Below are 25403 nucleotides of genomic sequence, written 5' to 3' on the forward strand. Positions count from 1 at the left end.
GTTCCCCCCGCTTCATCTTCGCAGCGGAAAACTGGGTGAAAGGTCGGCGATCCCGCCACTTCCGTTCCACCGATCGGTGGATGGACTAGCGACTGCCACGGTTGACCGCGCCCGCCAGCAGGGCGGCGGCCGCGGGCAGCAGGAACACCGGCCAGAAGCCGCGGGCCACGGTGAAGAACAGCACCAGGGCGATCACCCCGGCGATCGGCACCGCCTTGGCGGCCAGCGCCTGCCCGGGGGTGAGCCGGGGCGCCGGGCCGGTGATCGTCGGGGTGAACAACTCCTGGCTGAGCACGCTCGGGTGCGGCGCGGGGAGGTCCGCGAACAGCGGTTCCAGCTCCCCGCGCCGGGTGGCCACGGTGATCTTGGCCGAGCGGTCGGCGTACTCGTCGACGTCGAGCCTGCCGGTGCGGACGTGCTCTTCGAGCGCCTCCAGCGCCTCCTGGCGCTCGGCGTTGCTCAGCCGCATCTCGCCGCTGTCCATACCGGCGAGTCTACGGCTGCCGGAACAAAACCGAGCGCGCAGCGCTTCCGTTGCGGGTGGCGGGCGGGCTAGTCCTTGATTTCCAGCAGCGCCGTGCCCTGGGAGACCGCGGCGCCGACCTCGGCGGCCAGGCCGGTGACCGTGCCCGCCTTGTGCGCGGTGACCGGGTTCTCCATCTTCATCGCTTCCAGCACCACGATCAGCTCACCGGCCTCGACCCGCTGGCCCTCTTCGACCGCGACCTTGACGATGGTGCCCTGCATGGGGGCGGTCACCGCGTCGCCGCTGACCGCGGTCTTGCCGCCACCGCTGCGCTTGCGCGACTTGGCCTTGGCCACCGCGGTGCCACCGGCCCCGCCGCCACCGCCGAGCGCCAGGTTGCCGGGCAGGCTGACCTCCAGCCGCCGCCCGCCGACCTCGACCACCACGTTCTGCCGCGGCTGCTCGTCCTCCTCGGCCTCCGCGGGCGCGGTGAACGGCTCGATCTGGTTGTCGAACTCGGTTTCGATCCAGCGGGTGTGCACGCTGAACTGCTTGCCGTCGCCGATGAACGCCGGGTCGCGCACGATCGCGCGGTGGAACGGGATCACCGTGGCCAGGCCCTCGGCGACCAGTTCGTCCAGCGCGCGGCGGCTGCGCTCGAGCGCGTTGTCGCGGTCGGACCCGGTGACGATCAGCTTCGCCAGCATCGAGTCGAACTGCCCGCCGATCACGCTGCCGGTCTCCACCCCGGAGTCGACCCGGACGCCGGGGCCGCTCGGCGCGACGAAGTTGGTCACCGTGCCCGGCGCGGGCAGGAAGTTGCGGCCGGCGTCCTCGCCGTTGATGCGGAACTCGATGGAGTGCCCGCGCGGCTCGGGGTCCTCGGTGAACCGCAGCCGCTCGCCGCGGGCGATGGCGAACTGCTCGCGGACCAGGTCGATGCCGGTGGTCTCCTCGGAGACCGGGTGCTCCACCTGCAGGCGGGTGTTCACCTCCAGGAAGGAGATGGTGCCGTCGGTGCCGACCAGGTACTCGACCGTGCCCGCGCCGGAGTACCCGGCCCCGGCGCAGATGGCCTTGGCCGAGCTGTGGATGGTGGCGCGCTGCTCGTCGGAGAGGAAGGGCGCGGGGGCCTCCTCGACCAGCTTCTGGTGCCGCCGCTGCAGCGAGCAGTCCCGGGTGCCGACCACGATCACGTTGCCGTGCTGGTCGGCCAGCACCTGCGCCTCGACGTGCCGCGGCTTGTCCAGGTAGCGCTCGACGAAGCACTCGCCGCGGCCGAACGCCGCCACCGCCTCGCGGGTGGCCGACTCGAACAGCTCGGGGATCTCCTCGAGCGTCCTGGCCACCTTCAGCCCGCGGCCGCCCCCGCCGAAGGCGGCCTTGATCGCCACCGGCAGGCCGTGCTCCTCGGCGAAGGCGATGATCTCGTCGGCCCCGGCCACCGGCTCCTTGGTGCCCGGCACCAGCGGCGCACCGGCCTTGAGCGCGATGTGCCGCGCGGTCACCTTGTCACCGAGGTCGCGGATGGCCTGCGGGCTCGGCCCGATCCAGGTCAGGCCCGCGTCCAGCACGGCCTGGGCGAAGTCGGCGTTCTCCGAGAGGAAGCCGTAGCCGGGGTGCACCGCGTCGGCGCCGGAGCGGGCGGCGACGTCGAGCAGCTTGTCGAAGACCAGGTAGCTCTCCGCGGCGGTGTTCCCGCCCAGTGCGAACGCTTCGTCGGCGAGCCGGACGTGCGGGGCGTCGCGATCGGGATCGGCGTAGACCGCGACGCTGGCGATGCCGGCGTCCTTGGCCGCTCGGATGACCCGTACCGCGATCTCCCCACGGTTGGCGACCAGCACCTTCGTCACCGGTCCGCCCTGGCTCGCGCTGGCTGCTTCGGGCACGCCCTACCTCCATGTGTGGCTACTGGCTTCGCCGCAGTTTACGGACTTGACGTCGAGTTCGTCTTGAGAGGCGAGTCACCCTCGCGGGTCAGCTCGTCCATCGGCGGGAAGCGATCCGCGATCGATTTCTCCAGGAAATCCCCGACCCAGCCCTCTGTATCGTGGAAGAACCGAATGGACACGTAATCCGGCCTGATGCCCATGTCGAACCAGTGCGTGGTCTTCGCCGGCACGCTGAGCAGATCGCCCGCGGTGCACAGCACGGCGTGCACCTTTCCCGCCACGTGCAGGTAGAACACGCCGGAGCCGCGGGCGAAGAAGCGGTCCTCGTCGTCGTCGTGGGTGTGCTCGGCGAGGAACTTCGCGCGTGCTTCGGCGGCGCCCGGGTCGTCCGGGGTCAGCTGCTTGACGTCGACGTGGGTGTAGCCCTCGGTGCGGACGACCTGGTCGACCTCGGCGCGGTAGGCGTCGAGCACCTGCTCCTCGGTCGGCTGCGCGGGCAGTTCGCGGACCGGCCACCGGTCGAACCGGACTCCGAGTTCGCCCAGCACGGCGCCGATCTCCTCGGCGTCGTGGGTGCGCCGGAGCACCGTGGCGGGATCGTGCTCCGCCCAGACGGTCAGCAGGGTCATGGTGGCCACCTTTCACCCGTTCTCACTGGGGAGACCCCTCGAATGCACGGTACGAGCGGGTCCTGAAGCGAAGAAGCCATTCGAGGCACTCGAGGCGCTGCCGGGCGTGGGCCAGGTCGTCACCCCAGACGTAGACGCCGTGGCGGGCGACGATGAGCGCCGGGGTGTCGGCGCGGAACCCGGCCTCGAAGGCGTCGCCGAGCACGCGCATGTCCTGGCTGTTCGGCACCACCGGCACGGTCACCGGGTCGTCGTGCGCGCGGCGGCCGAAGCCCTTGAGCATCTCCAGGTCCCGCAGTTCGACGCCGTCCGGCCAGAACTCGGCGGCGAGCACCGGGGCCAGCGCGTGGACGTGCACCACGGCACCCGCTCCGGCGACCCCGGCGATCCGCGCGTGCAGCCCGGCTTCGGCCGACGGGACCCGGGCCTGCCCCGGGATCGCCTGCCCGCTCGCGTCCACCTCGACCACGTCGGCCGCGCTCAGCGCGCCCTTGTCCAGCCCGCTGGCGGTGACGGCCAGCCGCAGCGGTTCGCGGGAGAGGGTGACGGAGAGGTTGCCGGAGGTGCCGCGCATCCAGCCCATCGCCTCGTACCGGGCGGACTCGGCGGCCAGCGCCCGGCCCGCCGTCTCCAGCGCGGTCATCCGGCGGTGATCTCCAGCTCGGCGAACGAAGCGACCGTGCGGTGCAGCCCGAAGTCGGCGCGCTCGAACGGTTCCCCCGCCCTGGCCAGCCCGACCACCTGCCAGCCCGCGGTTTTGGCCGCGTCCAGTTCGGCGGGCACGTCGGAGAGGAACAGCACCTCCGACGGCAGCGGATCACCGAGGCCGTGGGCGATGGTGTGGTAGGACGCGGCTTCGCGTTTCGGGCCCGCGTTCACCGTGTCGAAGTGGTGGCGGAAGAACGGGCGCAGATCGCCTTCGGTGGTGTTCGAGAACGAAGCAACCTGACCGGCCACCGAACCCGACGAGAACACCGCCAGCGAAAGGCCGCCCGCCCGCCACGATTCGAGGGCCGGGACCACGTCGGGGAAGTACTCCGAGGTCAGTTCCCGGTGGGCGTACCCGTGTTCCCAGATCAATCCCTGCAGCGCCTTCAGCGGCCCGGCTTTCCGGTCCTCGTCCATCCACGAGTGCAGGACCCGGACCACGTCGCCGGTGGGGGCGTCGGCGGGCAGCCCGGCTTCGGCGCGCACGGCGGCGACCGCCTCGGTCACCCGCGGGTCCTCGGGGTGCTCGTCGATCCAGGGACCCAGCCGGGGGCGGGCGTAGTCGTACAGCACCACGTGGATCTGGCTGGTCGGGGTCAGCGTGCCTTCGATGTCCAGCACCACCCAGCGGGCGGTCAGGCGCTCGGTCACGATTCTCCTCGGTCGTAGTACTCGGGCAGTCGGTCCGGGGCCAGTGGACCACGATCGGTGACCACTGTCGTGACGAACTCCGGCGGGGTGACGTCGAAGGCCGGGTACAGCCCGCGCACCCGGGTGCTCGCGGTCCGCCGTCCCAGCGTGTGCAGCACCTCGTCGCCGTCGCGGTACTCGATCGGCACGTCGGCCGCGGTCGGCGCACCGGGGTCCGGGGCCTGCACCTGGGCGTGGAACGGCACGCCGAACGCCTTCGCCGCCACCGCCAGCCCGAGCGTGCCGATCTTGTTCACCACGTGCCCGTCCATGCTGACCCGGTCGGCCGCGGTGACCAGGGCGTCGACCAGGCCCTCGCGGAACAGCGCCGCGCCCGTGCCGTCGGTGACCAGCGTGGTGGCCACGCCCATTTCCGCCAGCGTTTCCGCGGTCAGCCGGGCGCCCTGCAGGTACGGGCGGGTTTCGGTGCAGAAGAAGCTGAGCTCCTTGCCGCGTTCCCGCGCCACGGTCACGGTTTCGGTCAGGTACAGGTCGGCCCAGCAGTGGGTCAGCACCCTGGCGCCGTCCGGCAGCAGGTCCACCGTGTGCTCGCCGAGGGCCCGGCTGCGGGCCCGGTACAACGCGTCACCGGCCCGCGCGCCCCTGGTGGCCGCCTCGGCGATGCCGTCCGCCGAAGAGTCCACTTCGGACAGCACGGCGGCCACGGCCTTGCCGAGGTGGTTGTTCGTCGGCCGGCTGGCGACCAGCCGGTCCCCGGCGGCGGCCAGCGCGGCCCGGGCTTGGTCGCGGGGCAGGGACGCGGCCGACCGGGCGGCGAGCACCATGCCCCACAACGCGGCGAAGTACGGCCCGGACGACTGGGTGACCATGTCCTCGATGGCCGTGGCCACCTCTTCGACCGTGCGGCAGCGCACCCAGACCCGCTGGAACGGGAACACCCGCCGGTCCAGCACGTGCACCCCGTCGTCGGCCAGCCGCACGCTGTCGGCCAGCACCGGCACGCCCATCAGCTGTACCCGGTGATCGGCGGGTACTCGCCGTCGAGCAGGTGCCTGCCGACCTCGGTGGCCTTGTAGGCGACCGGGTCGTGCAGGGTCAGCGTGCGGGCGTTGCGCCAGAACCGGTCCAGGCCGTACTTGGCGCCGGTCGCCCGCGCCCCGGTCAGCTCGAAGATCCGGTTCGCGATCTCCAGCGACACCTCGGTGGTGACCACCTTCGCCTTGGCCAGCAGGACGCCGAGTTCCCCGCGACGGCGTTCGTCGACCTCGCGCGCGGCTTCGTCGAACGCCGCGGCGGCGGCGTCGACCAGCAGTTCCGCCGCGGTGAGCCGGGCGGCCAGCGTGCCGTAGGCGGCCAGCACGTGCGGGTCGTCCGCCGCTCTGTCCACACCGGACAGCGGCCACGCCCGGGAGCTGCCGGTGGTGTAGCGGGCGCCCTCGGCCAGCGCGCCACCGGCGATGCCGACCTGCACCTGGGCGAGCAGCAGCTGGAAACCCAGTGGCGCCAGGGAATCGCGCCACTGCCGGGGTTCGCCGTCGGCGGGCTGGTGGCCGAGGAGTTCACCCTCCGGCACGAACACGCCGTCGAACTCGACCCCGCCGCTGGCCGACAGGCGCTGCCCGAGGTTGTTCCAGTCACCGAGGAACCGGATGCCCCCGGTGCGGGCGGGCAGGGTGAAGGTGGCCTTGCGCCCGGTGCCGGTCAGGGTGCCGCTGACGATCAGGTGGTCGGCCACCGAAGCACCGGTGGCGAAGAACTTCTTGCCGTGCACGGTGAACCCGCCGTCCACCGGCCGCAGTTCCAGTGCCGCGTCCCGTGGATTGCTGACCCCGGCCCAGAACCAGTCACCCGCCGCGCTGTCGCGGGCCAGCCGGTCCGCGATCGGGTTGTCGAACAGCCGGGTGCGCCACAGCTGGAAGTAGTGGTAACCGAGCAGGTGCCCGAGCGAACCGTCGGCGGCGGCGATCCGCCGGATCACCCGGTGCGCGAGCGGCCAGTCGCCACCCGAACCACCCAGTTCGGCCGGGACCAGCAACCGGAGCAGGCCGGACTCCCGCAGCAGTTCGATCTCCGCGCGGGGCTCCTCGCCGCGTTCCTCCCGCGCGACCGCGTCCGCGCGCAGCTTCTCGGCGACCTCCGCGGCCACGGCCACCCAGTCCGTCATCCACCGTCCCATTCCGCTCGGACCCCCATGCTACGACGGTCGAACGGCCCCTCCCGGGTGCTGGGAAGGGCCGTTTTCCAATGCGGTCAGCCTATCCGGTGCGAAGCCGGGATCTCCAGGTCGAGATAGGCCACGTCGAACGGTTGCGCGGCGTGGATCTTGTCCAGTTTGTCGGTGCGCATCAGCACCCAGGACTGCTGGTCACCGCAGCAGTTGACCAGCCGGTCGAGCGCGGAGTACGCGAGCAGGGCCGTGCGGCCGTCCGCGGTCTGGCGCAATTCGACGGTGGTCTCGGTTTCGGCGGCGTACCTGGGCCCGGTCGGCAGGTACACGGCGGGCGGGAATCCCTGTGTCTGCTTGAGCATGGTCACCGTCACGATTAGAGCAGACCCGAACACGCCGAGCGATGGCGACTCCGGTCTTCCCGGCCGCCGGAACCGGGTTGACCTAGTCTGCGGAAGGCGGGGAGAGGAGGGTTCGTGCGTGCTCCGCGATCGATCGTGGTCACCGCGGTGCTGGCGGTGCTGGTCACCGCCGCTGCCCTGGTGACGGCGGTGCTGTCGCGCCCGGACGCGCCCGACGCGGCGGCGCCGGGCACCGGTGCCGAGTCCACCGCGGTGGCCCCGGCGTCGGAGTGCGGGCCGCGGGCCTGCCAGGTGCTGTCCCAGCAGCCGGTCAAGGGCACCACGGCCGAGCTGCTCGCCGATCCGGAGGGCCGGTCGGCGCACGTGCGCTTCGGCGGGCTCGGCTCGGACTTCGTGCTGGAGAGCGCCTTGGGCTCGATGGACGTGGCGGTCGGGCAGAGCTCGATGCAGTGCGTGGACGGCGAGCTGGCGGCCTGCCTGGTGCAGGGCGACTACCAGGGCGGCAGGCTGGCCGAGCTGCTGGTCGCGCCGGGGGACACCTGGCGCCGGTCGGACCGGTTGTACTTCTCCGACGCCGGTCGCGTGCTGCTGGCGCAGGTGGTCGCCGATCCGGCGCCGGAGGTGGTGGTGGTCCGGCACGAGTGCGCTTCGGCCACCCCGGCCGGGCCGGGGTGCCAGCGGGGGCCGGTGGTGGCCGAGGTGTTCGACCTGACCGGGAAGCAGGCGGGCTGCACCAAGCGCTACTCGGCGCCCTCGCAGCTGCGCGGGTGGCCGGACGTCCGGCTCGGGCCGGCCGACCTGCGCCCCTGCCCGATGTCGTGAAAACGCCAAGCGGCGCCGGCGGGGATCCGCCGGCGCCGCGTGGAACCGATCAGCTTCAGGCCGGGGTCGGCGCCGGGTCGCGCCGGCTGGGGGTGGCACCGGTGTCGGTGAGCAGCGGCGGGGTGCTCGGGGTGTGCAGCACCTCGTCGTCGAGCAGGCCCTCACCGCGGGCGACGACCACCGGGACCACGATCTGGCCCGCCACGTTGGTCGCCGTGCGCGCCATGTCCATGATCGGGTTGACCGAGTAGATCAGCGCGATGCCCAGCGCCACCTGCTCCGGGGCCAGCCCGATCAGGCCGGTGGTCAGGGTCAGCGCGGTCAGCCAGCCGGTGGTGCCCGCGGTGGCCAGCGCGCCGAAGATCGCCACGAAGACGATGCCCACGTACTGCCACACGCTCAGCTGCACCCCGGAGATGTTCGCGATGAAGATCGAGCCGATGGCCGGGAAGACCGCGGCGCAACCGTCCATCTTGGTCGCACTGGCCAGCGGGGTGGCGAAGCTGGCGTACCCGGGGTTCACCCCGAGGTTGACCGCGGACTGGCGGGTCAGCGGCAGGGTGGCGGCCGAGGACTGCGAGACGAAGGCGAACTGGATGGCCGTCCACGCCTTGCCGAAGAACTTGGCCGGCGAGACCTTCGCCACGAAGTGCAGCAGGATCGGGTAGACCACGAACAGCACCAGTCCGGCGCCGATCCACACCGCGCCGGTCAGCCAGGCGAGCGGTCCGAGCAGGGCGTCACCGTAGTTGGCCACCGCCGCGCCGATCAGGCCGAGCACGCCGATCGGGGCGAGCCGGACGATCCAGCCGAGGTAGCGCTGCACGATCTCGAACACGCTGGTGGTCAGGTCGACGAACGGCTTCGCGCGCTCGCCGAGGCTGTAGGCGGCGGCGCCGAACAGGATGGCCAGGAACAGCACCTGCAGCGTCTCGCCCTCGGCGAAGGCGGAGAAGAAGTTCTGCGGCAGCAGGCCCTCGATGAACGCGGTCCACGAGCCGCCGGCGGCCTTCGCCGCCCGCTCGGCGTTCTTCGCGGTGGCCTCGGCGGCGAACCCGCCGCTGCCGGGGTTGACGAGCTTGCCGACGGCGATGCCGATCAGCACCGCGATGAACGAGGTGATGGCGAACCAGAGCACCGTCTTGCCGCCGAGCCGGGCCGCGGTCTTGCCGCCGCCGAGGTTCCGCAGGCTGCTGATGCCCACCACGATGGCGGTGAACACCAGCGGGATGACCGCGATCTGCAGCAGCGTGGTGAAGATGCTGCCGATCTGGTCGAGGGTGTCGGTCAGCCACTGGGTTCCGGTGGTCCTGGCCAGCACCCCGAGCAGGACGCCGACGACGAGTCCGCCGAGCACGGCTCCGGCGAACACCGACGGCTTGTTGTAGGTCCGTATGAAAGACACGGGCTCGCTCCGGTGCGTGAAAGTTTCGTGAACTGCCGAGCAGGTCAACGCCCGGCGTTCCGCGACTCTTCCGCAACGCCCGTTCGTGTGGGGCGCCTCTCAGATCCTGGGACGTCAGTCCCGCCAGAGGTCGGTCACCCGCACCCCGACCTCGGCCAGCAGGTTCCTGGTCAGCGGCAGGCTGATGCCGATCACGCTGGACGGGTCGCCGTCCACGCCGTCGACGAACCAGCCGCCCAGACCGTCCAATGTGAACGATCCGGCGACGGAAAGCGGTTCGCCCGTGGCGATGTAGCGCTCCAACTCCTCCTCGGACGGGCTGGCGAAGCGGACCGTGGTGCTGCGCGAGCCCGCCGCCTCGGCCACGCGTTCACCGCCGCGCAAGCGGATCACCGAATGCCCGGTGAGCAGTTCGCCGGAGCCGCCCGCCATCACCGCCCAGCGCTTCCTGGCCACCTCCGGCCGCCCCGGTTTCCCGACCATTTCGCCGCCGATGGACAGCATCGAATCGCAGCCGACGACCACCGCTTCGGCGTGCGTGCCCGCCACCTCGCCGGCGACCACCGCGGCCTTCGCGCGGGCCAGCGCGACCACGAGTTCGCTGGGCGAGGGGTCGGTGAGGGCCGCGGCCACGGCGTCCTCGTCGACACCGGAGACGACCACGCTGGGGTCGATGCCGGCGGCTCGGAGCACCGCGAGCCGGGCGGGGGAAGCGGAGGCGAGAACGAAGCGCATGGGCTCGGAGGTTAACCGGCCGGTTGGCGTTATCGAATTGTGACGCCTGTGTGCCAGGTCACGGTCTACTTTGTTGTCGCGCGCAACATATGCCCCGATTCCCCTTTCCGGAGGACACCGATGTCGCTTCGTCTCCGTGCCAGGAGATCGTCCCGGGTGGCGGGCGTCCTGGTCAGCGGCCTGCTGCTGACCGGCGCCGTGCTCGCGCCCGGCACCGCCTCGGCCGCGCCAGAGTCGCTGTGGCCGCTGTACAAGAACCCCTACCTGCCGACGCAGTTGCGGGTGCACGACCTGATGAACCGCATGTCCCTGGAGGACAAGATCGGCCAGATGGTGCAGGCCGAGCGGCAGGCGGTCACCCCGCAGCAGGCCGCCGACCTGCGGCTGGGCTCGGTGCTGTCCGGCGGCGGCTCGGTGCCGACGCCGAACACCCCGGCCGCCTGGGCCGACATGTACGACGCGTACCAGAAGGCCGCGCTGGGCACCCCCCTCGGCATCCCGACCCTCTACGGCGTGGACGCGGTGCACGGGCACAACAACGTCTACGGCGCCACGATCTTCCCGCACAACGTGGGCCTCGGTGCCGCGCACGACCCGAAGCTGGTCGAGAAGATCGGCGAGGTCACCGCGTCCGAGGTGCGGGCCACCGGCCCGACCTGGGACTTCGCGCCGTGCCTGTGCGTCTCCCGTGACGACCGCTGGGGTCGCGCGTACGAGTCGTTCGGTGAGACGCCGAAGGACGCGATCAGCAACGCGACCATCATCGACGGCCTGCAGGGCCGCTCGCTCAAGTCGAAGGGGTCGGTGCTGGCCACGGCCAAGCACTACGTCGGCGACGGCGGCACCACCGGCGGCGACGACCAGGGCAACACCGAGGTCAGCGAAGCCGAGCTGCGCAAGATCCACCTCCCGCCGTTCCAGGAGGCGATCAAGCGCGGGGTCGGCTCGGTGATGATCAGCTTCTCCTCGTGGAACGGCCGGAAGGCACACGGGCACAAGTACCTGATCACCGACGTGCTCAAGAAGGAACTGCGGTTCTCCGGGCTGGTCGTGTCCGACTGGAACGGCGTCCACCAGCTCAACGGCAACAACGACGACCTCACCGCGGACGAGGTGCGGGAGTCGGTCAACGCCGGCATCGACCTGTTCATGGAGCCCTACGACGCGCCGAAGTTCATCCAGTACCTGCGAGCCGAGGTGGACGCGGGCCGGGTGACCAAGGCCAGGATCGACGACGCGAACCGCCGCATCCTGACCAAGAAGTTCGAGTCGGGGTTGTTCGAGAAGCCGTTCGCGGACCGGTCGCTGCAGAAGGACTTCGGCAGCGCCGAGCACCGGGCGGTGGCGCGTGAGGCGGTCAAGAAGTCCCAGGTGCTGCTGAAGAACGAGGGCGCGCTGCCGATCGAGAAGGGCAGCAAGGTGTTCGTGGCGGGCAAGAACGCCGACGACATCGGCAACCAGTCCGGTGGCTGGACCATCACCTGGCAGGGCAGCAGCGGCCCGATCACCCCGGGCACCACGATCCTGCAGGGCATCCGGCAGGTCGGCGGCCCGGACACCGAGGTCACCTACGACCGCGAGGGCGACGGTGCCGACGCCGGTTACGACGTCGCGGTGGCGGTGGTCGGCGAGACCCCGTACGCCGAGGGTGAAGGCGACCGGCCCAACGGCCTGAAGCTGGACGCCGAGGACCTCTCGACCATCGCCAAGCTCAAAGCGACCGGGGTGCCGGTGGTGGTGGTGACCGTGTCCGGCCGTCCGCTGGACATCACCGCCGAGCTGGGCGGCTGGAACGCGCTGCTGGCGGCGTGGCTGCCGGGGACCGAAGGCGCCGGCGTGGCCGACGTGCTCTTCGGCGACCACAAGCCCAGCGGCAAGCTGACCTTCTCCTGGGCAGCGGACTTCAGCCAGCTGCCGATCAACGCGGGTGACGGCAAGAAGGCGCTGTTCCCGTACGGCTACGGCCTGACGTACCAGAAGAAGTGAGCCGTGGGGTGCGCGGGGGAGTCAACCCCCCGCGCACCCTTCGCCCGGGGTTCAGCGCGGCAGCGCCGAAGCGCGCCAGGCACCCGGTCCCGGTTGCAGCGGCTGCCGCAGGGTCGCGGCCCGGTCCGCCCACCGGGACCGGCGCGGTTGCGGAGCCGGGTCGCTCTCGCCCGCGGAAGCCGCCGCGGCGAGCACGGCGGTCAGCGCGGCGAGTTCGTCGTCGGCCGGGGTGCCGCGCACCACGCGCAGCAGTGGACGGTTTTCGGACATGCGGACCTCCCTACAGCGGGATGTTGCCGTGCTTCTTGGGCGGCAGCGTCTCGCGCTTGTCGTTGAGCAGCCGCAGCGCACGCGAGATGTGGCTGCGGGTGTGCGCGGGCACGATCACCGAGTCCACGTACCCGCGCTCGGCCGCCACGTACGGGTTGCACAGGGTGTCTTCGTACTCCTGGATCAGGCGGGCACGCAGGCCGTCGACGTCGCCGCCGTCCTTCACCGCCTCCTCCGCCAGCGCCTTCCGGTGCACGATGTTCGCCGCGCCCTGCGCGCCCATCACCGCGATCTGCGCGGTCGGCCACGCCAGGTTCAGGTCGGCCCCCAGGTGCTTCGAGCCCATCACGTCGTACGCGCCACCGTAGGCCTTGCGCGTGATCACGGTGATCAGCGGCACGGTGGCCTCGGCGTAGGCGTAGATCAGCTTCGCACCGCGGCGGATGATGCCGTTCCACTCCTGGTCGGTGCCCGGCAGGAAGCCCGGCACGTCGACGAAGGTGAGCACCGGGATGTTGAACGCGTCACAGGTGCGCACGAACCGCGCGGCCTTCTCGGAGGCGTCGATGTCCAGGCAGCCGGCGAACTGCGTCGGCTGGTTGGCCACGATGCCGACGCTCTGGCCGGACACCCGGCCGAAGCCGATGATGATGTTCGGCGCGAACAGCTCCTGCACCTCGAGGAACTCACCGTCGTCGAGCACGCGGGTGATCACCTCGTGCATGTCGTACGGCTGGTTCACCGAGTCCGGGATCAGCTCGTTCAGCTCGCGGTCGGCGTCGGTGACCTCGTCGTGGATCGACTCGCCGGCCGGCAGCGGGGCTTCGAACACCGGCGCCTCGGACAGGTTGTTCGCCGGGAGGTAGCTGAGCAGCTCCTTGACGTAGGCGATGGCGTCCTCGTCGTCGGAACCCATGTAGTGCGCGTTGCCGGACTTGGTGTTGTGCGTGCGGGCGCCGCCGAGCTCCTCCAGCGTCACCTCCTCGCCGGTCACCGTCTTCACCACGTCCGGGCCGGTGATGAACATCTGCGAGGTCTGGTCGACCATCACCACGAAGTCGGTCAGCGCCGGCGAGTACACGTGCCCGCCCGCGTTGGCGCCCATGATCAGCGAGATCTGCGGCACCACCCCGGAGGCTTTGACGTTGCGGGTGAAGATTTCGCCGTACAGGCCGAGCGAGACCACGCCCTCCTGGATGCGTGCGCCGCCACCCTCGTTGATGCCGATGATCGGGCGGCCGGTCTTGATCGCCAGGTCCATCACCTTGACGATCTTCTCGCCGTAGACCTCGCCCAGCGAACCGCCGAACACGGTGACGTCCTGGCTGAACACGCACACCGGGCGGCCGTCGACGGTGCCGTAACCGGTCACCACGCCGTCGCCGTAGGGGCGGTTGCGGTCCTGGCCGAAGTTGGTCGAGCGGTGCCGGGCCAGCTCGTCCAGTTCGATGAACGAACCGGGGTCGAGCAGCAGGTCGATCCGCTCGCGGGCGGTCTTCTTGCCCTTGGCGTGCTGGCGTTCCACCGCGCGCGCCGAGCCGGCGTGCACGGCCTCGTCGTACCGCCGGTACAGGTCGCCGAGCTTGCCGGCGGTGGTGTGGATGTCCGGTTCTTCGCTCGGGGGCGTCCCGACAGGCTCCGTCGCACTGCTCATGGCTGGCGAGCTTAACGAGGAGAGCCGGTTTTCGGGGGTTCCGCGTCGCCTATGTCACCGGGGGTCTGGGGGAGCGCCTAGGTTCGGGGCATGGGTGTGGAACTGAGTGAAGCCGTGCGGGCGCTGATCGACGGCCGCAACTACGCGGTACTGGCCACGGTCAACGCCGACGGCAGCCCGCAGACCTCGGCGATGTGGATCGGCCGGGACGGGAACGACCTGCTGTTCTCCACGGTCGCGGGCCGGGTGAAGGAGCGGAACCTGCGCCGCGACCCGCGGGTCAGCGTGACGATCATGGACCGGGAGGATCCCGAGCGCTACACCGAGGTCCGCGGCCGTGCGAGCATCACGCCCGACCCGGACCGCACCCTCGACCACGCGTTGTCGCACAAGTACGACGGCCGCGACGCCGGGCCGGACGCGCCGGGAGCCGAACGGGTGATCGTCCGGGTGGTCGCCGAACGGGTCACCGGGCACGTGCGCTGAGCGGACGGCACTTCGCCGCGGCCCGCTCGACGACCTGTTCGGCTAGGGCGCGTCCGGCTCGCGCCGTTCGTACCTGGTCATGACCACCCCGCCGGGGAACGTCCGCGTCTCGACCAGGTCCAGTCCCACCCGGCCGTCGAGCGCGGTGAAGAACGGCGTGCCGCCGCCAACCAGGGCCGGGTGGGTGACGATCTCGTACTCGTCGATCAGCCCGGCCCGCATGGCCGCCGCGGCCAGCGTGGCCCCGCCGACCCGCATCGGCCCGCCGTTCCCGGCCTTGAGCCGGGTGATTTCGGCGATCGCGTCGCCGGTCACCAAGCGGGTGTTCCAGCCGAGCTCGCCGGTCGCCGTGGTGGAGAACAGCACCTTCGGCGTGTCCCGCCAGTTCCGCGCGAACTCGACCTCCGCCGGAGTGGCGCCCGGTTGCTGATCACCCGTCGGCCAGTGGGAACTCATCGTCTCCCACAGCCCGCGCCCGTACAGGAACAGGTCGATCGCCTGCTCCCGCTCGAGCCACCACTGGAACAGCTCGTCGCTCGGCGCGCTCCAGCCGAGGTCGCCGCCGGGCGCGGCGATGTAGCCGTCCAGGCTCAGGTTCATCCCGTAGATGAGTTTCCGCATGGCGCCATCATCGCCGGGCGAGCTCGCCGAAGAACACACGCAGGTCCTCGATGATGGTGTCCGGATTGGCCATGGCGATCATGTGGCTGTCCGCGTCCCGGTTCGCCCAGTGCACGATGTTGTTCCCCGCTTCGGCGAGCCGGCGCACTTCGCCGGGACCGCCGTGGGAAACGCCGGTCGGCACCAGCTGCTGGTCGACGGGCAGGCCCGCGCTGCCCGTGTAGTACGGCCACGCCGAGGACGCCCCGGTCTCGGTCAGCCAGTACACGCTCGCGTTGGTCAGCACCCGGTCGCGGTCGATCGGCTCGTCGTCCGCGCGGTGCCAGCCGTCGAACTCCTTGAACCGCTCGACCAGGTAGGCCAGCTGGGCCACCGGTGAATCGTGCCAGCCGTAGGCAAGCGTTTGCGGACGGGCGGTGAGGTATTCGGCGTAACCGCTGCCGCCGACGCCCCATTCGGCCAGCATCTCCGGGTTGATGCCGAGTCCGCCGGTGAGGTGCACACCGACGACGTGCTCCGGGTCGGCCAGGGCGAGTTGCGGCGAAACCAGGGCGCCGGCGTCGTTGCCGTGTGCGCCGTAGCGGTCGTAGTCCAGGCGCGCCATCAGCTTCGCCCAGGTCCCGGCGACCTTCTGCACGTTCCACTCGGGTTCGACCAGGGGCGAGAAGCCGAAGCCGGGCAGGGACGGGGCCACCACGTGGAAGTCCGCCGACAACGGTTCGAGCAGTTCGGCGAATTCGGCGATCGAGTTGGGCCAGCTGTGCGTGAGCAACAGGGGAAGGGCGGCGGGGTTCGGCGAGCGGACGTGGAAGAAGTGGATCGGCTGGCCGTCGATTTCGGTCAGGTACTGCGGGAACCCGTTGAACTTCGCCTCCTGCGCCCGCCAGTCGAAGCCGTCCCGCCAGTATTCGGCCAGTTCGCGGAGGTAGGCGACCGGCACCCCGCGGCTCCACTCGGCACCGGGCAGCTGCTGCGGCCAGCGCGTGCGGGCGAGGCGGTCCCGCAGGTCGGCCAGGCCGGCTTCGGGGATTTCGATGCGGAAGGGCTTGATCTGGGCGCTCATGGGAGCACCGTAGGCAGCAAGTAGGTCAGCTAATGGCCTAGTTTGCGCCGGACGAGCCGTCGGACCAAGGTGGGCGCGAACCACGAGTACAGGGCGTAGGCGAACCAGGCGACGCCGAGCAGTACGGCGAGCGGGGTCAGGCCGAACATCCGCAGGCAGAAGATCAGCACGAGGACGCCGACCCAGGTCTTGATCGGCCCGAACCGGTTGAGCGGCGCGAGCGGCCGGAGCAGCGGGTGCCGCTCGATGCGCTGCGCCTCGTCGTCGGCTGCTTTTGCCCGCAAAAGCTGCTCGCGGGTGCGTTGCACGGCTTCCGCGGAGGGGACGGCGCGTTCCAGCAGGTCAGCGGCTTTCTGCAGTTGACCGGCGTCGATGCAGACGCGGGCGTACGCGCACAGCAGGTGGGTGTCATCGGGGCTGAGCGCGAGGGCGTCGAGCAGGGCGCGTTCGGCCTTCGCCAGCTTGCCCAGCGAGTGGTACGCCTGCCCGAGCACGCTGAGCAGCGGCGCGTGGGGGCCGAACCGCTTGATGCCCCCGGACGCCGCTTTCACCGCCTCGGCGTCGCGATCGGCGAGCCACAGCGTCAGCGCGCGGAGGTAGGTGGAATCCAGCTCGTCGCGCCAGCGGAAGCCGTCCAGCTCGGCCAGCGCGCGGTCGTACCGGCCCTTTTCGAGCCACATCTTCGCGGGAGCGAGCCGATCCTGTTCGGTCACCGCCCCAGCCTAGTGACCCGTCCACCCCGCGGTGAGTTCGTCGAGCCCGGCGGACAGCTGCTCGCTGGTCGGCGTGGCTCCACGCGGCACGCGGGAGGCGAGCACGCTGCCGAAGCCCGCCATCCGGATGGTGTTGTCGATCAGCGTGTCGCGGTCGTCCGGCCAGGCGAACTCCGGGTGCGCGATGAGCAGGGTCACGCAGCCGTGCAGCGCCGACCACAGCCCGACGGTCAGCGATTCCGGGTCGCCGCGCATGATCCCGGCGTCCACGCACGCCGCCGCGGCCTTCGCGATGTGGCGGAAGCAGGCGTCGGCGCCCGGGGAGAGCCCGCTGGTCGGGCGCATCATCAGCACGCGGTACTGCACGGGGTGGTCGAGCGCGAAGTTCGCGTACACGCGCCCGCAGCGGCCGAGCGCGCGCAAGGGGTCGTCGACGGCCTCGGCGAAGTCGCTCATGCGTGCCGCCAGCTCGCCCCAGACCCGCAGGCAGACGGCTTCGAGCAAGGCGCTCTTGTCCGCGAAGTGCAGGTAGACCGACGGCGTGGTGACCCCCGCGCGACGGGCGACGGCACGCAGGGTCAGCGACTCCTCGGTGCCGGTTTCGATCAGCAGCGCCTCGGCGGCTTCGAGGAGCTCCTCGCGCAGCTTCTCCCCTTCGCCCGCGTTCGCCCGCTGCCGTTTCACCAGCCCAGGTTGACGGCGTCAGGTTGACGGTGTCAAGGTGAACCCATGGGTAACTTCCGAGAGGCCACCGCGCTCGTCCGGCGCTCGGCCGCCGAGTTCGACGCGGAGCTGGACCCGCAGTGGTCGGTCGGTGGCAAGCTGCACGGCGGCTACCTGCTCGCCGTGCTGGGACGGGCCGCGGCCGAGGTGTCGACGGCGCACCCGCACCTGACCGCGGTCAGCGGGTCGTTCTCCGCGCCACCGGAGGCCGGACCGGCGCAGGTCTCGGTGGAGGTGCTGCGGGCCGGTCGCGGCCTGACGCAACTGCGTGCGCGGCTGGCGCAGAACGGCAAGCCGTGCGTCGAGGCGTTGCTGACGCAGGGCTTGCTGGACGAGGCCGACCCGTGGTGGTCCGGCATCGAGCCGATCGACCTCCCGCCGGAGGCGGACTGCGTGCCGTCCCCCGCCGAGGCGCCGGGGTTCACCGTGGACCTGATGAACGTGATCGACCAGCGGCTGGACCCGCGGGTGCTCGGCTTCACCGCCGGGAAACCGGCGCGGGGCGGGGTGATTTCGTCGTGGCAGCGGCTCGGGGACGGGACCGACTGGGACCCGCTGAGCCTGCTGGTCGCCCTGGACCCGGTGCCGCCGGTCTCCTACGACCTGGGGCTTTCCGGTTGGGCGCCGACCGTGCAGCTCACGGCTTACCTGCGGCGGCTGCCCGCGCCCGGTCCCGTGCGGGTGCGGCTGAAGGCGGGGGACGTGGGCGGAAACCGGATGGACGAGGTCGCGGAGGTCTTCGACAGCAAGGACCGGCTGGTCGCGCAGGCCACGCAGCTCGCGGGTGTGCGCATCCGGGAAGCCTAGGTGGGATAGGTGCGCTGGGTCAGGGAGGCGGACATGCCGTCCAGGGTCCAGCGCAGGCCCAGTTCGAAGAGGACGTCCAGGTCCAGGTCGAAGTCGTCGAGGGCGGCCAGGGCGGCGAAGGCCGGGATGCTGCCGGAGTCGGTGATCCTGGTGAACTCGGCGTCCTGCGTCTGCATCCATTCGTCCGCGCTCAGGCCCGTTTCCCGTTCTGCTTCCGCTTCCAGGTTGGCCGCCACACCGCGGACGTAACCGGAAACGGTGAGGTGGAAGTACAGCGCCGTCGAAGGCGGCAGGTCCAGCTCGGTCAGGGCCCGCATCGACCATTCCGCGTGCTGCAGCAGGTTTTCCAGCGGCTGCGGGCGCGTCAGCGAAATGACCTGCGCCAGCCACGGGTGCCGCCGGTAGATCCGCCACTGCGTGCGCGCCGCCAGTTCGAAGCGCGCCCGCCAGCCTTCGGGCTCTTCCGCGGGCAGGGGTTCCTCGCCGAAGCAGGCGTTGGCCATGAGCAGGACGAGTTCCTCCTTGCCCGGCACGTACCGGTAGAGCGACATGGTCGCCGCACCGAGGTCGGTGGCCACCCGCCGCATGGACAGCGCCCGCAGGCCCTCGGCGTCGGCGATCTCGATTCCCTTGCGCACCACGGCTTCGCGGCTCAGGTCGGCTTCGGCCATCCGGCGGCGGGTGGCGCGCACCGGTGGGGCGGGCACCTCGGTGGTCCGCACCACCGTGCCCACCCCCGGCACGGCCCGCACCAGGCCCTCGCGCCGCAGCGTGGTGAGCACCTTGGTGGCGGTGGCCATCGCGACCCCCCAGTCCTGGGTGATCTGCCGGGTCGACGGCACGCGGTCGCCCGGCCGCAGCGCACCGGTCTCGATGCGCTGCCGGATCTCGTCGACGATCCGGGTGTACGGCGCCGCACTCATGCCGCTCCTTTCCGCGAACTGGGCAGCCATCCTAGTGCACCGGCTCACCGCACTAGTGCGTGAATGCAGGTACTTGCCCGGTGTGCTGGACGGATGTAGGGCGTACGGGAAACTACGTACGACGTACGCACAACTGCGTCGTACCGCACTGGTCGAGGCCGCGCAGGACGGGGTCGAGTACCTGTTCGGCGACTCCATCACCGGCCTGGCCGAGCACGCGGACGGCGTCGAGGTCCGCTTCGCGAAGGCGGGCACGCGGACGTTCGACCTGGTGGTCGGCGCGGACGGCCGGCACTCGAACGTGCGCGCGCCGGCCTTCGGGCCCGAACGCGAGTTCGTCACCGACCTCGGCTACCAGCTGGCGATCTCCGGCCTGGACGCGCCGGAGTCGCTGGAGGACGGGCAGCTGGTGCACGACCTGCCCGCGGCCAACGGCGTCGGCGGGCGCATGGCGAGCCCGTGCCCGACACCGCACGGCGCCCGCGGTTACCTGTACTTCGTCACCCCGCCGATGGGAGGTGCCGCACCTGCTCCGCGGCATGTGGGCGGCCGGCGGCGGCTGGTCACGCGGGCGCGTGGTGCTGCTCGGCGACGCCGTGTTCGGCGGTTCGGCCGGCATGGGCACCAGCATGGCGCTGGTCGGCGCGTACGTGCTGGCCGCGGAACTGGCGGCGGCCCGCGGTGACCACCGGGCCGCCTTCGCCGCTACGAGGCGGCGTTGACGGACTGCGTGCGGGAGAACCAGCAGCCGATGCCCGGCGGCACGAAGGCGTTCCTGCCGTCGACGGCCTTCGGCATCCGGCTGCGCAACGGGTTCACCCGCGCGATGCTGGCCGGGCCGTGGCGGAAGCTGGTGACCGGTTGGATGCAGGAGAAGTCGGAATCGGTGGAGCTGCGGGACCACGGCGTGGTGGTCTAGGCGGCCTCGGCGACCGTGCCCGCCGCGCGGGCCCGGGCGTGCGCGGCGAAGCGGTGCCTGGTCAGCGCCACCTTCCGCCACCGGCGCCCGCGTTCGGGGTCGAGCAGTTCGGTGCGCCGGGCCAGCACCTCGGCGGCCTGGGCGGCCGAGGTGATCTCCGCCGCGGCCGCCAGGTACTGCCCGGCGTCGATCAGGGCGTAGGCGCGCCGCATCTCGGTCTGGGCGGTGGCGTAGACGGCGTAGGCGGTGAAGTTGTCGGCCAGCGGCCCGAGTGGGTGGGACATCGCCTTCTCCGTTCCGGTCGGCGGGGGTTCCTACTGGTACGTACGAACCTGTCCGCCGGATATCGACCTCGCCTACGGGAAATTCTGCACCGGTACTCCCTAGGGGATACGTCAGTGCTTCGGTGCGCCGCGTCCTCAGGATTGCTCGGGCAGCGCGTTCCGCGCCCCGGTGAGCAGGAAGCCGACGCCCTCGGGACTCCGCAGCCGCAGGGTGGAGCCGTCGGCGGACCAGGTGCCGAGCCGGGCGGCCGTGGTCAGGTCGCCGACCGGCAACGCCAGTTCCCACCGCGGCGCCCCGTCGTCGCCCTGCACGAAGACCGCCGACGGCGGGACCGCACCCAGCGCCCGCTCGTAGAAACCGCGGGCGGTGAGCGGATCGGCGCAGGTGAGCACCAGGCGGCCCGGTGGCTCGGTCCAGCCCGTGAACGCCCGCGCCTCCCACAGCGACACCGCCGCCCCGGCCGGATCGAGCAAAGTGGACAGACGACCCTGGTCACCCGCGTCGAACGGCCCGGCCACCAGTTCGGCGCCGCCGGCGACGGCGGTTCCGGTGCGGTGGTCGACGTCGTCCACCGCCAGGTAGAAGGCGAGGTGCGGCGGGGTGCCCGGTGGGTAGATCGGATTCGACAGGTCGCTCACCCCGCCGAGCGGGCGGTCGCCGTCGTAGATCTTGGTGGCCCGCCGCCAGTCCTGCTCGTCCACCGCGAACCGCCAGCCCAGCGCCGCCGTGAAGAACTCGGCGGTGCCCGCCACGTCGTGGGTTTTCAGGTCCAGCCAGCAGAAGTCGGTCACGGGCGCGCGGCTCCGGCGTAGTCGTCACCGCGGGTGCGGTAGCTGTGCAGTTGGATCGCCTGGCCTTCGGTGGGTGCGTTGACCATCAGCCCGTTGCCCAGGTACAGGCCGACGTGGTGGATGCGGGTGGCCGGGTTGCCGTAGAACACCAGGTCGCCGAGCGACGGCTCCCGTGCCGACGCGCCGAGCGCGCGGAACTGGCTGTCGGCCGTGCGCGGCAGGTGCACCCCGGCGCTGTCGTAGGCGGCCTTGGTCAGCCCCGAGCAGTCGAAGCCCGCGGCCCCGGCCTCGGGCCCGTTGCCGCCCCAGACGTAGGGCAGGCCGATCTGGTCGAGGGCGAACCGGGTGGCCCGCGTGGTCGGCGAGGCCGCCAGCTCCGGGTGCAGCGACAGCGTGGCGTAGAGCTGCGCACCGGCGAGCGCCTTCTGCCGGAACAACTCCGCGTCCCCGCCACCGCGGTACGCGCCGACCGCCTTCCACCAGTCCGTGTCCAGGTCGACGCCCTTGCCGCACAGCCTGCGGCCCGCGGCCACCGCCTCGTCCGGCGACGAGCGGTGCCCGTCGGCCTTGCCCATCCCGGCCAGCGTGACCCAGGTCAGGTGGCAGCCCGGCCGCTCATCGCGCAGCTTCAGCTCACCGGAGGCATACGCCGCAAGCGCTTGCGGCGGGATGTCGAGCGGCCCGGCCAGCTTCGACACCCAGACGTCCAGCTCGTTCGGCGCGGCCGCGGGCGTGACCGCCTGGACCGGCCCGGTCTCCCGCAGCTCCGACGGCCCGGCGGGCACGCCGCCACCACCGGACGGCGCCGCCTGCGGCACCGGCTCGGGAGCGCTGTTCCCGGCCACCATCCAGCCGGCGATGGCCAGCGCGCCGACGAGCGGGACCACCACCAGAGCCCGCCCACCCGCGCCGGCGAGGAAGCGGTGGAATCGATTCGCCACGCGGCCAGGCTAAACGGGGCCACCGACCGGGGCCGCCGAATATCCCGGGGCGCGGGACTCTTCTAACCTGAAGGGGTGAATCACCGGAGTGCTCCCGTGGACGCCGCCGCCCTGCGCGCCGCCCTCCTCCAGCCCGCCGGGCCGTACGCGGCCATCGACGTGGTCGCCAGCACCGGCTCGACCAACGCCGACCTGCGGGTGGCGGCCAGCGACGAGGACGGCGAAAGCGCCGAGGACCGGACCGTGCTGATCGCCGAGGAGCAGACCGCCGGCGTCGGCAGGCGCGCCCGCGACTGGCGGTCCCCCAAGGGCGCCGGCATCTACCTCAGCGTGCTGCTGCGCCCGCGCGAGGTGAGCTTCGCCGGGCTCGGCTCGCTCGCCGTGGTCGCCGGGCTCGCGCTCGTCGACGTGGCCGCCGACCTGGGGGTGGACGCGGTGCTGAAGTGGCCGAACGACGTGCTCGCCGGACCGGACCGGGCGAAGTGCGCCGGGGTGCTGTCCGAGGCGCTGTCCTCGGCGGAGATCGGCGTGGTGCTCGGCATCGGGCTGAACGTGCTGCCACTGGGCGAAAAGGTGCCACCGGGCCCCGGCGGGCTGCCCGCCACCTCGCTGGCCGAACAGGGGGCGCGCACCACCGACCGCACCGAGATCTCGCGGTTGCTGCTCACCGCGTTCGCCGAACGCGAGAGCCGCTGGCGCGCGGCGGGCGGCGACCTGGCCGGAGCCGGGTTGCTGGCGGACTACCGGCGGCACTGCGCCACGCTCGGCCAGGGCGTCAACATCATCACGCCGGACGGCGGCGCGGTGCCCGGTGAAGCGGTGGACGTGGACGCTTCCGGGCAGCTGGTGCTGCGGACGCCCGGTGGCGAACGACGCACCATCTTTGCCGGTGACGTGGTGCACCTGCGCCCCAACTGACGGGTACGGTTAGCGCACCTGCAGGCTTCGAGCACGGGAGCGTCGACGTGGCTTACCCAGACGATCTGCTCAGCGAAGGCGAGCGCGTGGTGGTGCACAAGCACCCGCATTTCAAGATGCTGATCGTGCCGTTCCTGGTGCTGCTGGTCACCCTCGTCGCCGGGATCTGGCTGGCCACGCTGGCGGTGGACGCCACGCCGCCGTGGGACACGGTCTGGCTGATCGCCATCGGCGCGGTCGGGCTGCTGCTGCTCGTCTGGTTGTTCCTGGCCCCGTTCGTCCGCTGGCGGACCACGCACTTCATCGTCACCACCGACCGGCTGATCGCCAGGGAGGGCGTGATCAAGCGGACCGGGATCGACATCCCGATGTCGCGGATCAACAGCGTGCGGTTCGAGCACGGCCTGATCGACCGGGTCTTCGGCTGCGGCACGCTGATCATCGAGTCCGCCTCCGACGAGCCGCTGACCTTCGAGGACATCCCGAGGGTCGAGCAGGTCCACACGCACATCTACCGCGAGGTCAACGACAACCCCTACGACGACTTCGTGCAGCAGGCCCCGCCGTCGTCGCCGGAGCCGCCGCAACGCGGCCGGGGGCGTTGAGTTGGGCGCGCGCGAGGCCGGTCTGCCCGAGCGGGTCCCGTCGGCGGCCGGACTGCCGGAGCGGGTGACGATCTGGGAGGTCGGCGCCCGCGACGGGCTGCAGAACGAGCAGGCCGTGGTGCCGGTCGGGGTGAAGCTGGAATTCCTGGACCGGCTGGCCGGCGCCGGGCTCTCGGTGCTGGAGGCGACGAGTTTCGTGCACCCGAAGTGGGTGCCGCAGCTGGCCGACGCCGAGCAGTTGCTGGCCGGGCTCGACCGCCGCGACGGCGTGTCGTACCCGGTGCTGGTGCCGAACGCGCGTGGCCTGGACCGGGCGCTGGCCGCCGGGGTGTCCAGCATCGCGATCTTCGCCAGTGCCACCGAGACCTTCGCCAAGCGCAACCTGAACTCCAGCCTGGACGAGCAGTTCGGCATGTTCGAGCCGGTGGTCTCGCGGGCGCTGGCCGAAGGGCTCGAGGTGCGCGGGTACCTGTCGATGTGCTTCGGCGACCCGTGGGAGGGCGCGGTGCCCGCCGAGCAGGTGGTCGCGGCGGGCAGGCGCCTGCTGGACATGGGCTGCTTCCAGCTCTCCCTCGGCGACACCATCGGCGTGGCCACGCCGGGGCAGGTGGAGCGCGTGGTCGGCGGTTTCGGCTCGCCGGAGCGGCTGGCCGTGCACTTCCACGACACCTACGGGCAGGCGCTGTCGAACACGCTGGCCGCCCTGCGCCTCGGCGTGTCCACTGTGGACTCCTCGGCCGGTGGTCTCGGCGGCTGCCCGTACGCCGAGTCGGCCACCGGGAACCTGGCCACCGAGGACCTGGTGTGGTTCCTCGACGGCCTCGGCATCGAGCACGGGGCCGACCTGGACGCCCTGGTGCGGACCAGCGCGTGGATGGCGGAGCAGCTCGGCAGGCCCAGCCCGTCCCGGGTGGTCAAGGCGCTGGCCGGTTGATGCCCGGCGAGGGCCACCCCGCTTTTTCGGCGTGACCACGGCGAACCGGGGTGGGGTGGCTCGATGTGGCCACAGTTTTCCTGTGGGTGGAACCGGCGGGCCGGGTGCTGCGTCTGACCCCTTGCCGACCGCTGTGGCTGGAGGAGACCGTGGTGACCGAGCATCGAGCGCGTGTGGACGAACTGCTCGCCGACTACCGGCGCAGCCGTGACCACCTGGCCGGGGTGCAGCGGGAGCTGGCCGCCGTGCGGGCGAGCGCGAGCAGTGGGGACGGGCTGGTCCGGGCGACCGTCGGCCCGCACGGGGCGCTGACCGGGCTGGAGATCGGCGCCGCCGCCTACCGCGAGTACGGGCCCGCCGAACTGGCCAGGGAGATCGTCCGCCTGGTCGACACGGCCGGGATGAAGGCGTTCACCAGCGCCGAGGAGGTGCTGGCCCCGGCGTTGCCGAAGGGCACCGACCCGCAGGCGCTGCTGCGCGGCACCGCCGACCTCGACGCCGTCGAACTGGTCCCCGACCCGCCACCGGCCAAGCCCGAGGTGGACGACGAGAGCTTCGAGGACCAGGTCTGGCTGGACGACGAGGGCTGGCCGACCGCTGGATCGGCTGGGCGGTGACCGGATTCCAGGCCGACGCCGCGCGACTGCGGGCGAAGGCCGCGGAGTTCGAGGGGTTCGCGGAACGCGCACGGCGCATCGCGGCCGATCTGGACTGGGCGCTGGAGGCCACCGGTGAAGCCTGGGGCACGGACCCGCCGGGCCAGAGCTTCGCCGCGGTGCACGCCGCGCCCGCGGCCGAGACACGCGCACTGGTGCGGGGGTTGAGCGCGCGGCTGGGCGCATGGGGTACGAAGTTCTCCACGGCGGCGAGCGGCTACACCGGGGCGGACGCCGCGGCGGCAGAGGAACTGAACGGCTAGGGGGAGCG

Annotated in this window: 31 protein-coding genes; 11 read left to right on the forward strand and 20 right to left on the reverse strand. The window is 71.7% G+C overall.

Translation table 11 applies throughout. The features are described from left to right. Positions 1–85 precede the first annotated feature (85 nt). The 8 genes from AC07EG_RS01215 to AC07EG_RS01250 form a co-directional block, all read right to left on the reverse strand. A complete protein-coding gene (locus tag AC07EG_RS01215) occupies positions 86–484 on the reverse strand; it encodes a DUF1707 SHOCT-like domain-containing protein (RefSeq protein ID WP_478250921.1) in 399 nt (132 codons plus the stop codon). 68 nt (positions 485–552) lie between these two features. Further along, complete coding sequence (locus tag AC07EG_RS01220) at positions 553–2355, reverse strand: acetyl/propionyl/methylcrotonyl-CoA carboxylase subunit alpha (protein ID WP_478250922.1); 1803 nt, start codon at positions 2353–2355, stop codon at positions 553–555. Positions 2356–2393: 38 nt separating this feature from the next. Further along, positions 2394–2987: a 1,2-dihydroxy-3-keto-5-methylthiopentene dioxygenase gene (locus tag AC07EG_RS01225; protein WP_478250923.1), complete on the reverse strand. Its 594-nt coding sequence runs from the start codon at positions 2985–2987 to the stop codon at positions 2394–2396. Positions 2988–3009: 22 nt separating this feature from the next. Then, positions 3010–3630, reverse strand: a complete 621-nt coding sequence (mtnB, locus tag AC07EG_RS01230; RefSeq protein WP_478250924.1) for a methylthioribulose 1-phosphate dehydratase — start codon at positions 3628–3630, stop codon at positions 3010–3012. Then, a complete protein-coding gene (gene mtnC, locus AC07EG_RS01235) occupies positions 3627–4346 on the reverse strand; it encodes an acireductone synthase (protein ID WP_478250925.1) in 720 nt (239 codons plus the stop codon). The genes mtnB and mtnC overlap by 4 nt, the downstream gene beginning before the upstream one ends. Beyond that, positions 4343–5353, reverse strand: a complete 1011-nt coding sequence (locus AC07EG_RS01240; protein ID WP_478250926.1) for a s-methyl-5-thioribose-1-phosphate isomerase — start codon at positions 5351–5353, stop codon at positions 4343–4345. Before AC07EG_RS01240 ends, mtnC begins: the two co-directional genes overlap by 4 nt. Next, the gene (locus tag AC07EG_RS01245) at positions 5353–6510 is read right to left on the reverse strand and encodes an acyl-CoA dehydrogenase family protein (protein ID WP_478250927.1); all 1158 of its coding nucleotides are present in this window, start codon (positions 6508–6510) and stop codon (positions 5353–5355) included. Before AC07EG_RS01245 ends, AC07EG_RS01240 begins: the two co-directional genes overlap by 1 nt. A gap of 86 nt (positions 6511–6596) precedes the next feature. Then, on the reverse strand, positions 6597–6887 hold the full coding sequence (locus AC07EG_RS01250) for an SAV_915 family protein (RefSeq protein ID WP_478250928.1): 291 nt from the start codon (positions 6885–6887) through the stop codon (positions 6597–6599). A gap of 102 nt (positions 6888–6989) precedes the next feature. Between AC07EG_RS01250 and AC07EG_RS01255 the strand changes: the two genes are divergently transcribed. Further along, positions 6990–7697, forward strand: a complete 708-nt coding sequence (locus AC07EG_RS01255; RefSeq protein ID WP_478250929.1) for a hypothetical protein — start codon at positions 6990–6992, stop codon at positions 7695–7697. A gap of 55 nt (positions 7698–7752) precedes the next feature. Here AC07EG_RS01255 and AC07EG_RS01260 read toward each other — a convergent pair whose 3' ends face one another. Further along, on the reverse strand, positions 7753–9102 hold the full coding sequence (locus AC07EG_RS01260) for a dicarboxylate/amino acid:cation symporter (protein ID WP_478250930.1): 1350 nt from the start codon (positions 9100–9102) through the stop codon (positions 7753–7755). A 114-nt stretch (positions 9103–9216) separates the two neighbouring features. Then, entirely contained in the window at positions 9217–9837 is a 621-nt protein-coding gene (locus AC07EG_RS01265) for a Maf family protein (protein ID WP_478250931.1), read from the reverse strand. A 120-nt stretch (positions 9838–9957) separates the two neighbouring features. Between AC07EG_RS01265 and AC07EG_RS01270 the strand changes: the two genes are divergently transcribed. Further along, positions 9958–11823: a glycoside hydrolase family 3 protein gene (locus tag AC07EG_RS01270; RefSeq protein WP_478250932.1), complete on the forward strand. Its 1866-nt coding sequence runs from the start codon at positions 9958–9960 to the stop codon at positions 11821–11823. Between the two features lie 51 nt (positions 11824–11874). On the opposite strand, the gene AC07EG_RS01275 is transcribed toward AC07EG_RS01270, so the two are convergent. After that, on the reverse strand, positions 11875–12093 hold the full coding sequence (locus tag AC07EG_RS01275) for an acyl-CoA carboxylase subunit epsilon (protein WP_478250933.1): 219 nt from the start codon (positions 12091–12093) through the stop codon (positions 11875–11877). A 10-nt stretch (positions 12094–12103) separates the two neighbouring features. After that, positions 12104–13747, reverse strand: a complete 1644-nt coding sequence (locus tag AC07EG_RS01280; RefSeq protein ID WP_478250934.1) for an acyl-CoA carboxylase subunit beta — start codon at positions 13745–13747, stop codon at positions 12104–12106. 90 nt (positions 13748–13837) lie between these two features. Here AC07EG_RS01280 and AC07EG_RS01285 point away from each other — a divergent pair, with 90 nt between their 5' ends. Further along, on the forward strand, positions 13838–14233 hold the full coding sequence (locus AC07EG_RS01285; RefSeq protein WP_478250935.1) for a PPOX class F420-dependent oxidoreductase: 396 nt from the start codon (positions 13838–13840) through the stop codon (positions 14231–14233). A 42-nt stretch (positions 14234–14275) separates the two neighbouring features. Here the strand turns inward: AC07EG_RS01285 and AC07EG_RS01290 are convergent, their stop codons facing one another. Genes AC07EG_RS01290 through AC07EG_RS01305 form a run of 4 tightly spaced genes read right to left on the reverse strand, consistent with a single transcriptional unit; the run spans position 14276 to position 17314 of the window. Then, positions 14276–14854, reverse strand: a complete 579-nt coding sequence (locus tag AC07EG_RS01290) for a dihydrofolate reductase family protein (protein WP_478250936.1) — start codon at positions 14852–14854, stop codon at positions 14276–14278. Between the two features lie 7 nt (positions 14855–14861). Beyond that, positions 14862–15917 (reverse strand): epoxide hydrolase family protein, encoded by a 1056-nt coding sequence (locus AC07EG_RS01295; protein WP_478250937.1) that lies wholly within the window; start codon positions 15915–15917, stop codon positions 14862–14864. Positions 15918–15946: 29 nt separating this feature from the next. Then, on the reverse strand, positions 15947–16630 hold the full coding sequence (locus AC07EG_RS01300) for a tetratricopeptide repeat protein (RefSeq protein ID WP_478250938.1): 684 nt from the start codon (positions 16628–16630) through the stop codon (positions 15947–15949). A 9-nt stretch (positions 16631–16639) separates the two neighbouring features. Beyond that, complete coding sequence (locus AC07EG_RS01305; protein WP_478250939.1) at positions 16640–17314, reverse strand: TetR/AcrR family transcriptional regulator; 675 nt, start codon at positions 17312–17314, stop codon at positions 16640–16642. A 45-nt stretch (positions 17315–17359) separates the two neighbouring features. Between AC07EG_RS01305 and AC07EG_RS01310 the strand changes: the two genes are divergently transcribed. Then, positions 17360–18160 carry a thioesterase family protein gene (locus AC07EG_RS01310; RefSeq protein ID WP_478250940.1) on the forward strand — a complete coding sequence of 267 codons (801 nt, stop codon included), beginning with the start codon at positions 17360–17362 and terminating at the stop codon, positions 18158–18160. On the opposite strand, the gene AC07EG_RS01315 is transcribed toward AC07EG_RS01310, so the two are convergent. After that, positions 18157–19083: a TetR/AcrR family transcriptional regulator C-terminal domain-containing protein gene (locus tag AC07EG_RS01315; protein ID WP_478250941.1), complete on the reverse strand. Its 927-nt coding sequence runs from the start codon at positions 19081–19083 to the stop codon at positions 18157–18159. The genes AC07EG_RS01310 and AC07EG_RS01315 overlap by 4 nt on opposite strands. A 73-nt stretch (positions 19084–19156) precedes the next feature. Between AC07EG_RS01315 and AC07EG_RS01320 the strand changes: the two genes are divergently transcribed. Then, positions 19157–19768, forward strand: coding sequence for a hypothetical protein (locus AC07EG_RS01320; RefSeq protein ID WP_478250942.1), 612 nt, complete (start codon positions 19157–19159; stop codon positions 19766–19768). Between the two features lie 33 nt (positions 19769–19801). Further along, positions 19802–20002 (forward strand): hypothetical protein, encoded by a 201-nt coding sequence (locus tag AC07EG_RS01325; protein WP_478250943.1) that lies wholly within the window; start codon positions 19802–19804, stop codon positions 20000–20002. On the opposite strand, the gene AC07EG_RS01330 is transcribed toward AC07EG_RS01325, so the two are convergent. The 3 genes from AC07EG_RS01330 to AC07EG_RS01340 all read right to left on the reverse strand — a co-directional run bounded on the left by AC07EG_RS01330 (position 19999) and on the right by AC07EG_RS01340 (position 22019). Beyond that, positions 19999–20286, reverse strand: coding sequence for a hypothetical protein (locus AC07EG_RS01330; protein ID WP_478250944.1), 288 nt, complete (start codon positions 20284–20286; stop codon positions 19999–20001). The genes AC07EG_RS01325 and AC07EG_RS01330 overlap by 4 nt on opposite strands. Before the next feature lie 135 nt (positions 20287–20421). After that, the gene (locus AC07EG_RS01335) at positions 20422–21078 is read right to left on the reverse strand and encodes a VOC family protein (RefSeq protein WP_478250945.1); all 657 of its coding nucleotides are present in this window, start codon (positions 21076–21078) and stop codon (positions 20422–20424) included. Further along, positions 21075–22019, reverse strand: a complete 945-nt coding sequence (locus AC07EG_RS01340; protein ID WP_478250946.1) for a C40 family peptidase — start codon at positions 22017–22019, stop codon at positions 21075–21077. The genes AC07EG_RS01335 and AC07EG_RS01340 overlap by 4 nt, the downstream gene beginning before the upstream one ends. A 75-nt stretch (positions 22020–22094) precedes the next feature. Here AC07EG_RS01340 and AC07EG_RS01345 point away from each other — a divergent pair, with 75 nt between their 5' ends. The 5 genes from AC07EG_RS01345 (at position 22095) to AC07EG_RS01365 (ending at position 25395) form a co-directional block, all read left to right on the forward strand. Next, positions 22095–22937: a biotin--[acetyl-CoA-carboxylase] ligase gene (locus AC07EG_RS01345; RefSeq protein ID WP_478250947.1), complete on the forward strand. Its 843-nt coding sequence runs from the start codon at positions 22095–22097 to the stop codon at positions 22935–22937. Positions 22938–22984: 47 nt separating this feature from the next. Next, positions 22985–23542 carry a PH domain-containing protein gene (locus AC07EG_RS01350; protein WP_478250948.1) on the forward strand — a complete coding sequence of 186 codons (558 nt, stop codon included), beginning with the start codon at positions 22985–22987 and terminating at the stop codon, positions 23540–23542. A 1-nt stretch (position 23543) separates the two neighbouring features. Beyond that, positions 23544–24476: a hydroxymethylglutaryl-CoA lyase gene (locus tag AC07EG_RS01355; RefSeq protein ID WP_478250949.1), complete on the forward strand. Its 933-nt coding sequence runs from the start codon at positions 23544–23546 to the stop codon at positions 24474–24476. Positions 24477–24628: 152 nt separating this feature from the next. Further along, positions 24629–25093, forward strand: coding sequence for a YbaB/EbfC family nucleoid-associated protein (locus AC07EG_RS01360; RefSeq protein WP_478250950.1), 465 nt, complete (start codon positions 24629–24631; stop codon positions 25091–25093). Continuing rightward, complete coding sequence (locus AC07EG_RS01365; RefSeq protein WP_478250951.1) at positions 25090–25395, forward strand: hypothetical protein; 306 nt, start codon at positions 25090–25092, stop codon at positions 25393–25395. The genes AC07EG_RS01360 and AC07EG_RS01365 overlap by 4 nt, the downstream gene beginning before the upstream one ends. Positions 25396–25403 lie beyond the last annotated feature (8 nt).

It is taken from the genome of Amycolatopsis sp. NPDC045836, from assembly GCF_056431745.1.

Bases quoted from the DNA above. Each gene is read 5' to 3' on its own strand.
- AC07EG_RS01295 (WP_478250937.1), bottom strand. From the start codon at position 15,917: ATGAGCGCCCAGATCAAGCCCTTCCGCATCGAAATCCCCGAAGCCGGC.
- AC07EG_RS01270 (WP_478250932.1), top strand. From the start codon at position 9,958: ATGTCGCTTCGTCTCCGTGCCAGGAGATCGTCCCGGGTGGCGGGCGTC.
- AC07EG_RS01315 (WP_478250941.1), bottom strand. From the start codon at position 19,083: ATGAGTGCGGCGCCGTACACCCGGATCGTCGACGAGATCCGGCAGCGC.
- AC07EG_RS01225 (WP_478250923.1), bottom strand. From the start codon at position 2,987: ATGACCCTGCTGACCGTCTGGGCGGAGCACGATCCCGCCACGGTGCTC.
- AC07EG_RS01240 (WP_478250926.1), bottom strand. From the start codon at position 5,353: ATGGGCGTGCCGGTGCTGGCCGACAGCGTGCGGCTGGCCGACGACGGG.
- AC07EG_RS01265 (WP_478250931.1), bottom strand. From the start codon at position 9,837: ATGCGCTTCGTTCTCGCCTCCGCTTCCCCCGCCCGGCTCGCGGTGCTC.
- AC07EG_RS01275 (WP_478250933.1), bottom strand. From the start codon at position 12,093: ATGTCCGAAAACCGTCCACTGCTGCGCGTGGTGCGCGGCACCCCGGCC.
- AC07EG_RS01215 (WP_478250921.1), bottom strand. From the start codon at position 484: ATGGACAGCGGCGAGATGCGGCTGAGCAACGCCGAGCGCCAGGAGGCG.
- AC07EG_RS01310 (WP_478250940.1), top strand. From the start codon at position 17,360: ATGGGTAACTTCCGAGAGGCCACCGCGCTCGTCCGGCGCTCGGCCGCC.
- AC07EG_RS01245 (WP_478250927.1), bottom strand. From the start codon at position 6,510: ATGACGGACTGGGTGGCCGTGGCCGCGGAGGTCGCCGAGAAGCTGCGC.
- AC07EG_RS01280 (WP_478250934.1), bottom strand. From the start codon at position 13,747: ATGAGCAGTGCGACGGAGCCTGTCGGGACGCCCCCGAGCGAAGAACCG.
- mtnB (WP_478250924.1), bottom strand. From the start codon at position 3,630: ATGACCGCGCTGGAGACGGCGGGCCGGGCGCTGGCCGCCGAGTCCGCC.
- AC07EG_RS01285 (WP_478250935.1), top strand. From the start codon at position 13,838: ATGGGTGTGGAACTGAGTGAAGCCGTGCGGGCGCTGATCGACGGCCGC.
- AC07EG_RS01290 (WP_478250936.1), bottom strand. From the start codon at position 14,854: ATGCGGAAACTCATCTACGGGATGAACCTGAGCCTGGACGGCTACATC.
- AC07EG_RS01330 (WP_478250944.1), bottom strand. From the start codon at position 20,286: ATGTCCCACCCACTCGGGCCGCTGGCCGACAACTTCACCGCCTACGCC.